This window comes from Parasedimentitalea marina (genome assembly GCF_004006175.1).
Lineage (GTDB): Bacteria > Pseudomonadota > Alphaproteobacteria > Rhodobacterales > Rhodobacteraceae > Parasedimentitalea > Parasedimentitalea marina.
The window spans coordinates 209,717-223,362 of sequence record NZ_CP033221.1 but is presented as its reverse complement, the minus strand read 5'-3'; the positions used below and the strand labels follow the sequence as shown (position 1 = coordinate 223,362).

Here is a 13,646-nt window from a genome sequence, read left to right as displayed (position 1 = left end):
TTTGCCCCACTAATCCGCTGGCCTCATTCGCCAACCAAAATACTATTCTGAGAATGCAGGGGCAAATACTTGCCCCTGCAAATGTTAAATCAATCAATCAGGCCTTGTTCTTTGTAATACTTCAACGCGCCGGAATGGATTGGTGCAGATAGACCTGCTGACACCATTTCCTCTTTCTTCAAGTTGGCAAACGCCGGGTGGAATTTGCGGAAGTCATCGAAGTTTTCAAAGATCGAGGACACCAACGCATAGACCGCTTCGTCCGACACTGATGCGGATGTCACAAGGGTTGCCCCAACGCCGAAAGTGGTAACATCGTCGTCTGTTCCACGGTACATGCCACCGGGAATGGTGGCGGACCGGTAGTACGCATTGTCGTTGATCAATGCTTCCACCGCTTTACCAGTCACGGGCACCAATTTGGCGTCACAAGTGGTTGCAGCTTCCGTCAAGTTACCCGATGGGTGACCCGCTGTGATGATAAATGCATCAATCTGATTATCGCAAAGAGCGCTGGATTGTTCTGCTGATTTCATCTCCGATGCCAAAGCGAAAGTATCAGTGGTCCAGCCTGTTGCGGCCATCAAAACTTCCATCGTGCCGCGCTGGCCTGACCCGGGGTTGCCGATATTTACGCGCTTGCCTACCAGATCATCAAAGCTGTCGATACCAGCGTCGGCGCGTACCATCACGTTGAACGGTTCAGCATGTACAGAAAACACGGCGCGCAAATCCTCAAACGGACCCGCAGCTTCGAACTTTGAAGTGCCGTTGTAGGCATGGTACTGCCAGTCAGACTGGGCCACGCCAAACTCCAACTCGCCTTCACGTATTGTGTTGATATTGTAGACTGAACCGCCCGTGCTTTCTACGGTACAGCGCACACCCGTTTCCTTGCGCTTTTGTTCATAAGGCGGCAAATCGATCCACCTGTTGGATAATAAACACCTGTCACGCCACCCGTGCCGATCGTCACGAACTCTTCGGCATGTGCGGTTGCACTAAACGTCAACGCAGCTGCTGCAGCATAAACTAACTTCATTTTCATGGTATCCTCCCTGTGAAAAATTGAACGCGTCTTGGTGATTTTCGGCGTTTACCATTGCCGTAGTGGCCGTTTAGGTGACCACATTGCATAGACGCGGTATTTTGTATGACGGGCATCAGTCGTCAGAAATGTTGCCCGCCAGACAATCCGTTAAGAGCTATTGAAGTTCCTCTTGATATCCAAACAGCGCCGGAAGTCCGCCGGTATGAAGCAGCACAATTTTTTGGCCGCGTTGAAGAGTTCCTCTTTCAACAAACCCAAAAGCCCTGCAAATGTTTTGGCTGTGTAAACCGGGTCAAGAAAAATGCCCTCTGTCCGCGCCATCAGTGTCAGCGCCTCACGCGCACTGTCGCCGACAAGGCCGTATCCGGGTGCAAGCGCCCCATCCCAGACATTGATGTCCTCAATCAATGGGGCCGGTTCGACATCCAGCTTCACGGCCAGTTTGCTCAGCACTTTTACCATCCGTGCCCGTTGTTGTGCCTCACCGCGGCGAACACAAATACCATAAACGGGTGCTTTTTGCCCCGCCAAATGCAGCCCGGTTAAGAACCCGCCATGGGTCGCCCCGCTGCCGGACGGAACAATCGCCGCATCAAAATCGCTGATTTGTCGGTTTAATTCGTCTCCGCAGGGCACATAGCCCATTGCACCCAAAGGGGTGGTCGATGCCCAAGTGTATAACATAGGGCGTGCGCCCTTCGGCGCGCAATTGATCGGCGCGTTCATGCAGGGCTTTGTCGGCACCCACCTCGTCTTCGCCAAGCGGATAGCTCATATGTTCGGCACCAAGAATTTTGGCGAGCAGAACATTACCTGAACTGTAATAAAGTGCGCCCATATCGGGCACCCGTTCTTCCAGTTGCAACACGGCTTTCAGCCCCAGGCGCGCGGCAGCGGCGGCGGCAGAACGGACAAAGTTTGACTGCACTGCGCCGGTGATCAGCACGGTATCCGCGCCCTGTGCGAGCGCTTCACCAAAATAGAATTCCAACTGGCGGGTTTTATTGCCGCCAAAGCTAAGCCCGGTCAGATCATCGCGTTTGAGCCAAAGGTCGATGCCCAACAGGTCGGACATTCTATCGAGACGTTCAACCGGCGTCTCTCCAGTCATAAGCTTCGCCCGTGGAAAAGCGGCCAATTTTGATGAATGTTCAATTGCTCTACCATCAAACCCTATTATCCTCCTAAATACGCTCTGCGGAAAAGCACCGTGCATGCCACAATTGAGATGATGCGTATTGCATATGTGATCGCTTTTGCGGAAGCTTCGGGCCAATCAACCGACCCAAAATGCTCCCGATGAAAGCCGCGAGTGCGAATTGCCACAGGCCTGGCACCTCGATGAAGATTGCCCAGTCCAAAAGACCGTGGAGAGCAAACGCCACGCCATAAGCGACCAACGCGACGGGCTGAACCAATCTGCGTGCTTCTTGGGCCGAACGCCCAATTGCCAACAATCCAAAACCATTAATGGCCCCGGAGTGGCCGCCCAAACAGTCGCCAGTCCTGACAGGCCAGAGACTATCTTAAAGCCGACCGGCCCGGCGTCAGATCTCTGGGGTATTAGCGTTGTAATAACCCCGATCAGCAACAATGTAGCGGTCAAAACAACACTACATTCTCTGACATATACGGATAGACAACCAAGCCTAGAACAATCCCGATCAGGCATCCGGTGATCGCGTTTTTAATCAACTTTTTCCCGAAGCCAAATGCGCGGTTCAACAGCGACGGCTGACACAAGTGTGTTTAGCCCAAGCAGCACGGGAACTGCAGTGGCGGTGCCCAGCAGAACCATCATGAGAGGTGCAACCACGATGCTAAACCCAATGCCTACTCCGACTTGAAGCGCTGCACCTGTTAGGATCGCAATGAGTAAAATAACGGCGTCTGCAAACATTTGGTGTCCTAGGGTGAAGTTGTTGACCCCATGCTATCGTCACTAATGCAGACTAAAAAATCATTTTATTGTATATGTTGATGCATTTGTGTTATCCTTTCATATGCGTATCACAGCCCGACAGATCGAAATATTTCAGATGGCTTTCCGTCAAAAATCGACGCGAAAAGCGGCGGATGCTTTATATATTTCACAGCCAGCAATCAGCAGGGTCGTCGCAGAGCTTGAAGCTGAAATGGGAGTGCCATTATTTGATAGGGCAGGGCGAAAATTCGAACCCACTGCCGCTGCACGCAGCCTATACACCGCAGTTCAGCAACATTATCAGGGGTTGGGACGCATCAAAGATACGGCAGAGCAAATTGCATCAGGAACGGGTGGGCACCTCAGAGTGGCCGCAGTGCCAGCGGTGGCGGATACACGAGTTGCCACAGCCGCCGGTATTCTAATGGCCCAATATGAGTCATTGAGAATTGATGTGGATGTCTTGAATGAACAGGCCGGCCTTGCAGCTATGCGCGAAGGGCGTGTCGATTGCGCTGTTGTTTCATCCGACCCTGGCGACCCCAATCTGGTCTGTACTCGGTTGGCAGACATTCAGCCAACTGTCATTGTTCCGCCCAACGATCCAATCGCGTCTGCGCAGAAGATTTCACCCACCGACCTCGCGGCCTGTCCACAAATCATGCTGCCCGTGGACAGCCCCTTTCGCCGAGCCGTTGAGCATATGTTTGATCGAGAGGGAGTGTCGTTTCACGTCAGAGCCGAAGCCAAAACGCAAACTGCATTGGTGAGCATGGTTGCGCAAGGTGCAGGTCGTGCCATCGTGGATGAAGGTGTACTGTCAGCATCTAAAGAAACCAAAATCGCGTCTTTAGCTTTGACGTCAGAATTAATATGGCCAATCCGAATAATCGCTTCGTCGGTGTCCCACAATATACCGGGGCTTCAACGACTCGTTGCTGAACTACAAAAAACCTAACCGTGAACGATACCAGGATCGCGTCTCATGTTGGGGTCAGGGTAGGGTGGTCGTCGCGTTTCCTCCATCATTTTTTCGCCGAACACTTCAGCGGGCGTCGTCCACCCCAGGCATTTTCGCGGCGTGTTGTTAAGGCGATCGCAGATCATCTTCATGTCGTGATCAGTCATTGAACGAATGTCGCGTTTGCGAGGCAGCCACCGGCGCGCTCTTCGATTGGTGTTCTCAACCGTGCCTTTTTGCTAGGATGAGGAGGGATCACAGAACCAGGCTTGTGTCCCAATCTCGGCCTGTAGATGCGGCCAAGAGACAAACTCGGAGCCACGGTCAAATGTGATCGACCTACAAGCGATAAGGGGCAGGTCGCGGATGGTGTTCATGATCTTGCCCAACACGGGTATCGTGCGTTTGTTCGGCTTCTTTAAGATCGCGGTAAAGCGGCTGACGCGTTCAACAAGCGAGGTCACATTCGTTTGGCCAAGCTTCTGTTTGAACAGCAGACGATCTCCCTCCCAGTGCCCGAATTGGCGGTGGTGAGCGACATCGTCCGGGCGGAACAGGATGCTGACATCCCGATGAAACTTGGGTTCTTGACGCTTCCGAGCACGCCTTGGCCTGCGGGCGACCCGGTGGGTCGGCAGATACCACCACAGATCAACACGCTGACCTTCCTTCGAGTAAATGTAGTGGTAGATCCTTCCTGGCAGACTCTGAGCGGCGCTTGTTCGTGGATCATTCGATATGCGATTTGTTCAGGCGTCCAACCATTCTTTAGCCGTTCAACCACACGTTTGGTCAGAGCTGGATATTTGATCAATTTTCGTTGTCGAGCACACCGTCCGGCTGCCACCAACTGGGCAGCAGCGCCATAATATCTGCCGCACTTTGGCATACAGGGATCAGAGAAATGATTACGCTTCAATTCTCGGAATATCGTTGATCTGCAACGTCCCAGAACGCGAGCCATCTCAATGACAAGGACCTTTGCATGTCTCCAGCGTTCCACTGCCCGGCAGTTGATTGCATAGCGAACAATGACAGGGAATTCTGCGCTGTTCTGTGATAGATAGCTGGCTATAAACGGCTCCCACACCGATTCCTGTTGTTAGATAAGCTACTGTTTCCTAACAAGAGTTGCAGTTGGAAGTAGCGCGCACTCTGTCACAATGCGCGCACCCATAATAGGGGTTATGTTAACCTTAGACGGAATTTGACCCGTCCACAGTTCCAGAAAGTGCTTTCAGATATACCTCCATGCATCGTTGCCAGTGATGCTTGCGGGTCGCTCATCATTCGCAAGCTGCCGGTCATGAGGTTTGGCTTATCCCCGCACTCTACGTTAAACTTTTCGAAGAACGATGCGATCGATCTGAAGAGATCGTGGAAGCTGCGTCTCGGCCGTCCATGCGCACGGTAGCGGTGAAAGACGAAAATCAGCAGGCTCAGGCCATGCCACTCCGATCACACGAGATGTTTGTCCGATAGCGAACACAGGTCATCAATTCTGTTCGCTCGAACTCGGCTGATTATGGAATCGTTTTGCCGCAACAGCACAGGAATGGTCGGTTGTTCGCAGAAAGATACCGCGCAGAGTTTGTCGGCGCTCTAGGCTTTCTGCCCTCTGTCCAGAACTTCAGGAAGGGTCGCACCTTCGCGGCTTGGCTGAGTCTGGTCCCACGACAACACTCAACCGGCGGCAAGGATCGGTTTGGGCGCATTACGAATGGGTCAGCGCACGCAAAGGAAGTTGCGAAGATCCTTGGCTTGCGCATAGTTTTGAGAAGTAACCGCGCATGGTTGTTACCGTTGCATTGGCGAACCGAATGGCCAGAAGGCTGCGGGCGATGACGACAAAAGAACGAACCAGAGCTTCCAAAACTCAATCCGCTCCGATGCCCATTTTATATGACGACGGACACACAACAGGAGGTCCGCATCCCTGACAGATACCTATCGGCGGCTTCATGGATAGTGCCAATGTTGTTAGAAAACGAGCTGTTGTGCTGTTGCCCAAGGATATTGAGCATTATCTCTGACCGGGTCAGTCATTGGTCATGGCAATGCGCATCTGTGGCATAACTTCAAATTGGCTGGCCCGGACCAATCCACGCGCGCCAACACCTGCGATGTGTTTATCGTTTCTCACTCTAAAGATGTTAAAATACACAGAACTGTATACCATATGGTATCCAAGTTTGTTTACAAAAATATTGACTTTCCTCTTGGCGGTTGGGAGAAGGTTGTGACAGCGGGAAAACGACAAAATGTCTTCAAATGTAAATTTTGTTTTTGAAAAAGTTTGCAGCATGGTCACCCAATTTGAGTTCAAACCGGCAGAGCATATAAACAATACTGTGCGCCCAAAAAGTTCGGTGCCAACCGAACGGCTATTCGCGGGCCACGAGCCGTTTGGGCGCAGAACGATTGCTGGTTTCCGAAGGTGGCTGCGGCTTAATTGTACCCTTATCCCCGACCTGGTTTTCTATCTATTTGAACGGCATAAAGCACTTGAAGCCAGTGCCGTTCGCTTTGCTGTGGCCCGCACAATGAAAACGCGACCATATCAAAATCATCACTGGACAGGCGACCGGGCAATCGGAAAAGCCTTATCGCAAATTTATGACCCGTTTCACTAGCGGCTAGACCACAGAAAGGTAGACTATGACTATAGAATATGGTGGAAAATCCGTTTACGGGGCGACATTGGGTATTCTTATGTTAGAGGCCCGCTTCCCACGTATACATGGTGACATTGGAAATGCGACGACTTGGCCCTTTCCGGTTCAATATCGCGTTGTTAAAGGGCTAGCCCAAATAAGATCGTACGGGCTGATCCCATGGAACTGGTGGATAAGTTCATCGACGGTGCAAAAGAGCTAGTAGAAGCTGGATGCGATGGGATCACAACCAATTGTGGTTTTCTTGCACTGACGCAGGACCGAATTTCAGAGGCCGTACCGGTTCCTGTTGCCACTTCATCGCTGATGCAAATTCCAATGGTACAGGCACTATTGCCGCCGGGTAAAAAGTTGCTGTGCTGACGATTTCCAAGGCAACATTGACGTCCAACCATTTGCGCGCCGCTGGGGTTCAGAACCCTGAAAATGTTCCAATCTTCGGTACTGATGACGGCCACACCTTTACGCGCTGTATCCTGGATGACCACGACGCAATTAATTTCGCCGAATGTCGGCAGGACATGATTGCGGCCGCAAAGAGATAGTTGAAACGGACCGTGATATTGGCGCCATCGTGTTAGAATGCACAAATATGACACCCTATGCCTACGACGTTCGCAAGGTGACGGGTCTGCCGGTGTTTTCTATCTACTCATTTGTAAAATGGTTCCAACAAGGGCTTGTTCCGGATCGTTTCAGGCTGGAATTAGATGATCCGCGCGCGGGCCTATTTTAGGTCCACGCGCAGTCATTGCCACTACAACCAACCAGTCACCTGCCCTATTCGAAATAAGGCAGGTTTTTGCTTTGCGCTGCGAACCCAGTTTGGCACAAACGGCACTATCTTGTCTTGGGAGGGTACCATCATTTCAATAAAACTTGCACCTTGGTGATTGATTGCCGCAGTGAGGGCGGTCTCAATATCATCCTCACTTGTGATACGTGCGGTCTGAAAACCAAACGCCTCGGCCAGTTTGATGTAGTCTACGGCCCCAAAATCCGTCGACCATGGCTCATCCACATCCTCCAGCAGTAACGACTCGCCTCTGATCCAGCCGAATGTATCGTTCCGCGTCAGAATGACAGTTACGTTTTTCCGCTACGTTTGATGGTCTCCATGTCACCCATGACAAAACCGAACGACCCATCTCCTGTGAAGGAAATGATCGGGCCGCTGCTGGCATGTGATGCACCCAGTGCTGCCGGAACGGAATAACCCAACGCACCCATAGAGTAATTGGTGATATACCTGCGGCCTACTTCTTTGATTGTGAGCAGGGCAGATGGATAGATTGCACTAACCCCGGTTCAGATGTTACGATTGCATCGGCTGGCAATATTTTGTCCAACGCCTGTGATAGTTTGACCGGGGAAACAGTACCTTCTGGCATTGGGATATTGGAGTTGAAAACCTTCCCCAAAGCAGTGGTCTTGATAGGATTCAGATCAATTTTGGGACGTTGTACATCAGTGTAATCGGCCTTTAGAATTTCAACCATATATTCCAAACTAGCGCGGGCATCCCCAACCAACCCGACTTTGACGGGAAAAGTGTTCCCAACGTGCGCTTCGGCAATATCGAGGTGCATAAATGTTTTCGACTTTGGATCACCGTAAAGCTTCCAGTGATCCGTCGCTGCGCTGTCAGTATTTGTTCCGATAAAGAAAATGGTATCTGCATCCCGCACGTAGCTGTTAGAGTATTCCATCCCTCCTCGGCCACCAATAACGCGTAGGGCAAGTGGGTGATTTTCAGGGATTGTGCCTTTACCCGGCGTGGTTGTCCCTACAGGGATCTGCAACATTTCCGCGAGCTCCAACAAAATGTCAGAGGCCTTTGAAATTAACCCGCCCTGCCCGCAAACAATTGCAGGTTTTTTAGCTGCTAACAGGATCTCAATGGCCGCACGGATTTTACTATGATCGGCAACGGGGCGATGTGCGGGATAGAAGCTATAATCGGGTTCGGCGTATAGGTCATCAATCTCAGCTTCGTCATGAAAGACATTAATTGGAACGCGTATATGAACAGGCGCTGGACGCCCTGAAGTGGCGACTCGAAATGCACGGCGTATCAGGAATGGAATTTCTTTGGCATTGGTAAGGACAAAGGATTCCTTGGATATACTTTCAAACAGAGCTGTCTGGTCCACGCCCGTCAGACCGTGTTTCTTGTCCTGATTGATTGGAATGTCAGAGCTGAAATAGATGATCGGAACCGAACTAAGATAGGCCTCCGTGACGCCAGGCGTGCAATGAGTGACGCCCGGACTCGGCGCTTCCAATACTGAAGGGCGACCAGTAATTTTAGCATAGGCCTCAGCTGCAAAAGAGGCCGTACGCTCATCACGCGTAAGCACATATTCGATGTCCGAATGTTCTTGCCACTCCTTATACCAACCGATTGTCGTTTCCCCAGGCAGGCCGAAGACGTGTTTGACCCCGTGGAGCTCTAACATCTTCAAGATGATCTGAGCTCCATTAAGAACTGAAACGGTCGAGTTATTCATTTTTCATTCCCGTGGGTGTGGTTTGTAAAAAAATCTGTATACAATAAGATATACAAAAGTGACCACAGGTCAACACTCTTTGCTTGAGCATTGTGACTTCATCAGCCAATTGAGTAACTTATTCACTGCAGAGAAAGTCAAAGTGGATCGTATAAGCACGTTCAAGCACTGTCCTCTTCCGACGGGAGAGTGCGACGCAAGCCTGCCTGGCTGGCTGGCAGTTGGAACCCAAACGCTGAAAACCATTATCCTGCTTGGAAAGTCGTTCAGGTGTTTCGCCTGCAGGGTCTCGATCAAACAATACCTGCGCGGAAAATTATGCCCGCCGCAAAAATAGACCGCGCTCCGACAGCAGCAATCCAGGCCCTGACCGCAGCGTTCGTGCAGCCCGATGGGGTGCATTTTATCTCAATATAAGAAATATTTGGAACGAAAGAGTCGCTTCAGATGTCAGGCTATCCCAAGCGTGCAGGCACTTTGGGCTGTTTCCTGCTGCTTGTTTCTGAGGTCTTAGCTCCCTCGCTGCGCGCGACTAAACTGAGAAGCACCGCCAAAGCCACCAGGATACCGATCACCGGATAACTTAGAAGCACAACCCACAATGGTAATCCCAAAACGGTATAGGCCAATGTCGCCACGACCACGGCCACTAACGCGCCTATCGTGAAGCCAACCCAAGCCATAGCACCCCCGAAATCTTGCTCGTTCTCAAGCTTAACACTCAATACAGTCATCGTCGCCCCCGATCACTAAACAATCAATAATAAAAGGGTGTCACAAAATGGGTTAAGATTTGGTCAAACAGAGGCGATGACGGCTACCCAAAGCCAATTCACAGCCCAGCGGCTATTGGATGCGCCAAAAACCGCTTCGGTTATACAATATCGCCACGTTCCAATATTTTCAGTTACACCGCAGCAGGACCGTAAGAAGATTAATTTGTTTCGGGTTGAGAACAACCGGTCAATTCCCTCGATTTGACCGGCTGATACGCCCCTGGCCGTGGCGGTCTACAGGGCGCTTTTGGCGACGGTGTCTATGGCGTGGTGCAGGGTTTGGGCGGCGGATCTGGGGCCCCAGATGCTGTAGTGATCGCCGCTGCTGCGACAGCTGAGCAAGCAGCCCAGATGATGAATGCCGGTGCGGGTGATGCTGCCGGATTTCATCGTTGCGGTATTGGCATTGCTGAGACGTTCCAGCACAGAGGTGCAGCCTGGCCCGGTCAGATCAAACCGGACCCAGCCGTCGGTTTGCTCGGTGATTGACGCACTGTCGCCGAGGGCCGTTTTCAGCTGCGCCGCCAGATCCTCGTGACTGGAGTGCGGTGCCTCAATCATCCATTGCTCGGGACCGATCCAAAAGGCCGACAGGCTGCCGTCACCGGTGCAGAGCCCAATGTCGGGCAGCGCAAACCCCAGCATGGCCCGGGCTTTATCGGCGGTCTGGCCGCTCTGGCCCCGCCGTGCCGTCACCGAGGCCAGCGCCCAGTCGGGGCATTCCGTCACGGTGACGCCGTTAAAGTGGTCCACCCGGGCTGACGGTCCGCCCAGGGCAGTAACTGCTGTAAGATTAATCACGAAGACGGTCCCCCTCTGGGTCTACAAAATGCGCACTGACCACTTGAACTTGCACGTCCAATCCGGTCAGCGGGCTGGTCAGCAGCAGGGTCTCGCCCAGGCGGGCGCTGCCGTTCTTCAGGAAGCCAATGCCGATCGAGCTGTTCAGGATCGGTGAATAACAGGCCGAGGTGACATAGCCCTGATCATGCGCCGCATCCACCGCATCACCTGCGGTGATCAGATGCCCGCCTGCCGTGACTTTGTCAGTGCTGTTCACCGGTTTAAAGCCGACCAGCGCCAGCGCATCCACCGGGTTCAGCCCGGCGCGCTCGGACAGGGTGTTGCCGATGCAGTCTTTCTTTTTGGACACCATCCGTCCCATGCCAAGGTTCAGCGCGGTGGTGGTGCCGTTCAGCTCGTTGCCCGCCGCGTGACCTTTTTCGATCCGCATCACGCCTAGGGCCTCGGTGCCATAGGGCACCACGTCGAATTCTTCTCCGGCCTGCATCAGCGCCCGGATCAGCGCGTCGCCATAGCGGGTGGGCACCGCAATTTCAAAGGCCAACTCGCCCGAGAACGAGATCCGGAACAACCGGGCACGTAAGCCGCCGCAGACGGTGATCTCAGCGCAGCCCATGAATGGGAATGCCTCGTTGCTGATGTCAAACGCGGGGTCGACAATCTTTTGCAGCAGGGCCCGGCTGTTGGGACCGGCCACGGCATATTGCGCCCAGGCCTCGGTGGTGGAGATCAGCTGCACATCCATATCCGGGCACAGGCATTGGTGGACAAATTCCATGTGGCGATAGACCGTGACCGCATTGGCGGTGGTGGTGGTCATCACAAAATGATCCTCGGCCAGACGTGCGGTGGTGCCGTCGTCCATGGCAATGCCATCCTCGCGCAGCATCAACCCATAGCGGGTTTTGCCCACCGGCAGTTTGGCAAAGGCATTGGCATAGACCCGGTTCAGGAAATCCGCCGCATCCGCGCCCTGGACGTCAATTTTGCCCAGGGTGGTCACATCACAGATCCCGACAGAGCCACGGGTGGCGCGGACCTCGCGGTCGACACTTTGGCGCCAATGGGTCTCGCCCTGTTGCGGGAACCACTGGGCCCGCAGCCAATTGCCGACCTCGACAAACACCGCGCCCTGTTCGGCGGCCCAGATGTGACTGGGGGTCTTGCGGGTGGGGTGGAAATCCCCCCCGCGTGAGCGGCCGCCAAGGGTGCCCATTGCCACTGGGGTATAGGGGGGGCGGAAAATGGTAGTGCCGACCTGCGGGATCGATTTGCCCGCCAGTTCGGCCATGATCGCCAGGCCGCCCATGTTCGACGTCTTGCCCTGATCCGTCGCCATGCCCAGCGTGGTATAGCGCTTCAGGTGCTCGACCGAGCGGAAGTTCTCCTGATGTGCCAGTTTGACGTCCTTGACGGTGACATCGTTTTGCTGATCCAGCCAGGCGCGGCCCTTGCCCTCGCCCACATGCCAAAAGGCCTGCAGGTTGACGGGCGCGTCTTCTGCCTGCGGCAGGGTGATTGCGGGGGCGTCAATCTCCAGCTCTTGCAGCGCCTGTACCGCCTGTTTGCTGCCACTGGCCAGTGCCGCAGCGGTTGAGAAATCGCCATTGGCGGCGCCGGCAACACTTAAGCCCGCAGGGCCATCCCCCCCCGGAACAAAAGCAGCGATCTGATCATTCCAGACCGGGCGACCGCGCTGGTGGCAGGTCATATGCACATTTGGGTTCCAGCCGCCGGAGACGCCAAGCGCGCCGCACTCAATGGTGCGTTCCGAGCCATCCGCCAGACGCAGCTGGATAAAGTTCAGCCCCAACCGGCCCGAGGTGTCGATCACCCGGGCGCCCTGGATCAGCTCGCAATCGGCCAGACGCGGCGCATCAGGACGGGTGTCGATCACGGCAGCGACGCCCACGCCTTTGGCGATCAGGTCCAGGGCGGTGCGGTGGCCATCGTCATTATTGGTAAACACCACCACTTTCTGCGCCGGAGTTGCGGCCCAGCGATTGGCATAGGCGCGCATGGATCCGGCCAGCATGATGCCGGGCCGGTCGTTGTTTTCAAAGGCAATGGGCCGCTCAATCGCCCCGGCACACAGCAGCGTGCGCTTGGCGTAGATGCGCCACAGGATCTGGCGCGGCTTGCCCGCATCCGGCGTGGCCAGATGGTCCGAGACCCGCTCGACTGCGCCGTGGATGCCGTGGTCAAAGGCGCCAATAATTGTGGTGCGCGCCATGCAACGCACATTGGGCAGCGTCTGCAGCTCTGCCATGGTCTGCGAGACCCAGTCCAGTGCAGATCCTTCGCCAATCTCAAAATTTTCCGCGTTCAGGCGACCGCCAAAGACAAAATCCTCCTCGGCCAGGATCACCTGTGCCCCGGCGCGCGCCGCCGTCAGCGCCGCCGCCAGACCGGCAGGGCCAGCGCCAACAATCAGCAGATCACAGTGCAGGAAGCCTTTGTCATAGCTATCGGGATCTTCCTGCAAGGACAGCGACCCCAGACCGGCAGCTTTGCGGATGATCGGCTCGTAGATTTTTCCCAGAAGGCCGCGGGCCACATGAAGGTCTTGTAGTAAAATCCGGCGGTCAGAAAGGTGGAGAACCGGTCGTTGATCGCCATGGCGTCGAACTTCAGCGACGGCCAGCGGTTCTGGCTATTGGCCATCAGCCCGTCAAACAATTCCGCCGTGGTGGCGCGGGTATTGGGTTCGCGGCGCGCACCGCTGCGCAGCTCGACCAGGGCGTTGGGCTCCTCGCTGCCCGAGGACAGCACCCGCGCGGACGGTGGTATTTGAACGAGCGCCCCATCAGCCGCACCCCATTGGCCAGCAGCGCCGAGGCCAGCGTGTCGCCGGGATGACCCTGATAAGACCTGCCATCAAAGGTGAAGCTCAACGTCCGGCTGCGGTCAATCTGGCCACCGGGTAATCGGTTTGGTTGTGCCAT

General features: G+C 54.3%; 10 protein-coding genes and 5 pseudogenes. 4 read left to right on the top strand and 11 right to left on the bottom strand.

Annotation, left to right across the window (positions count from 1 at the left end; translation table 11 throughout):
• Positions 1 to 89: 89 nt before the first annotated feature.
• The 4 genes and pseudogenes from EBB79_RS23170 to EBB79_RS23160 all read right to left on the bottom strand — a co-directional run bounded on the left by EBB79_RS23170 (position 90) and on the right by EBB79_RS23160 (position 2,951).
• A pseudogene (locus EBB79_RS23170) lies at positions 90 to 1,048 on the bottom strand (TAXI family TRAP transporter solute-binding subunit).
• A 150-nt stretch (positions 1,049 to 1,198) separates the two neighbouring features.
• On the bottom strand, positions 1,199 to 1,735 hold the full coding sequence (locus tag EBB79_RS25365) for a pyridoxal-phosphate dependent enzyme (protein WP_274594862.1): 537 nt from the start codon (positions 1,733 to 1,735) through the stop codon (positions 1,199 to 1,201).
• Positions 1,644 to 2,162, bottom strand: a complete 519-nt coding sequence (locus tag EBB79_RS25360) for a pyridoxal-phosphate dependent enzyme (RefSeq protein WP_274594861.1) — start codon at positions 2,160 to 2,162, stop codon at positions 1,644 to 1,646. Before EBB79_RS25360 ends, EBB79_RS25365 begins: the two co-directional genes overlap by 92 nt.
• 576 nt (positions 2,163 to 2,738) lie before the next feature.
• On the bottom strand, positions 2,739 to 2,951 hold the full coding sequence (locus EBB79_RS23160; RefSeq protein WP_127751393.1) for a hypothetical protein: 213 nt from the start codon (positions 2,949 to 2,951) through the stop codon (positions 2,739 to 2,741).
• Between the two features lie 103 nt (positions 2,952 to 3,054).
• Here EBB79_RS23160 and EBB79_RS23155 point away from each other — a divergent pair, with 103 nt between their 5' ends.
• A complete protein-coding gene (locus tag EBB79_RS23155) occupies positions 3,055 to 3,933 on the top strand; it encodes a LysR family transcriptional regulator (RefSeq protein ID WP_127751392.1) in 879 nt (292 codons plus the stop codon).
• Here the strand turns inward: EBB79_RS23155 and EBB79_RS25780 are convergent.
• Positions 3,930 to 4,969: pseudogene (locus EBB79_RS25780) on the bottom strand (IS30 family transposase). The gene EBB79_RS23155 and the pseudogene EBB79_RS25780 sit on opposite strands and share 4 nt — an antisense overlap.
• Before the next feature lie 596 nt (positions 4,970 to 5,565).
• On the opposite strand from EBB79_RS25780, the pseudogene EBB79_RS25775 reads away from it, so the two are divergent.
• From EBB79_RS25775 to EBB79_RS23135, 3 genes and pseudogenes are all read left to right on the top strand, one after another.
• Positions 5,566 to 5,662 (top strand): annotated as a pseudogene (locus EBB79_RS25775) (transposase); the annotation flags it as partial.
• A gap of 535 nt (positions 5,663 to 6,197) precedes the next feature.
• Positions 6,198 to 6,569, top strand: coding sequence for a hypothetical protein (locus tag EBB79_RS23140; RefSeq protein WP_127751391.1), 372 nt, complete (start codon positions 6,198 to 6,200; stop codon positions 6,567 to 6,569).
• Positions 6,570 to 6,594: 25 nt separating this feature from the next.
• Positions 6,595 to 7,347: pseudogene (locus EBB79_RS23135) on the top strand (aspartate/glutamate racemase family protein).
• 21 nt (positions 7,348 to 7,368) lie between these two features.
• Here EBB79_RS23135 and EBB79_RS25355 read toward each other — a convergent pair.
• The 6 genes and pseudogenes from EBB79_RS25355 to EBB79_RS23105 form a co-directional block, all read right to left on the bottom strand.
• Positions 7,369 to 7,644: a thiamine pyrophosphate-dependent enzyme gene (locus EBB79_RS25355; RefSeq protein ID WP_274594866.1), complete on the bottom strand. Its 276-nt coding sequence runs from the start codon at positions 7,642 to 7,644 to the stop codon at positions 7,369 to 7,371.
• Positions 7,645 to 7,697: 53 nt separating this feature from the next.
• Positions 7,698 to 7,841, bottom strand: a complete 144-nt coding sequence (locus EBB79_RS25770; protein ID WP_127751389.1) for a thiamine pyrophosphate-dependent enzyme — start codon at positions 7,839 to 7,841, stop codon at positions 7,698 to 7,700.
• A gap of 26 nt (positions 7,842 to 7,867) precedes the next feature.
• Positions 7,868 to 9,121, bottom strand: a complete 1,254-nt coding sequence (locus EBB79_RS23120) for a thiamine pyrophosphate-binding protein (RefSeq protein WP_127751388.1) — start codon at positions 9,119 to 9,121, stop codon at positions 7,868 to 7,870.
• Between the two features lie 455 nt (positions 9,122 to 9,576).
• Positions 9,577 to 9,855: a hypothetical protein gene (locus tag EBB79_RS23115; protein ID WP_127751387.1), complete on the bottom strand. Its 279-nt coding sequence runs from the start codon at positions 9,853 to 9,855 to the stop codon at positions 9,577 to 9,579.
• A gap of 276 nt (positions 9,856 to 10,131) precedes the next feature.
• Entirely contained in the window at positions 10,132 to 10,698 is a 567-nt protein-coding gene (locus EBB79_RS23110) for a sarcosine oxidase subunit gamma (RefSeq protein WP_127751386.1), read from the bottom strand.
• Positions 10,691 to 13,646: pseudogene (locus EBB79_RS23105) on the bottom strand (sarcosine oxidase subunit alpha family protein). Before EBB79_RS23105 ends, EBB79_RS23110 begins: the two are co-directional and overlap by 8 nt.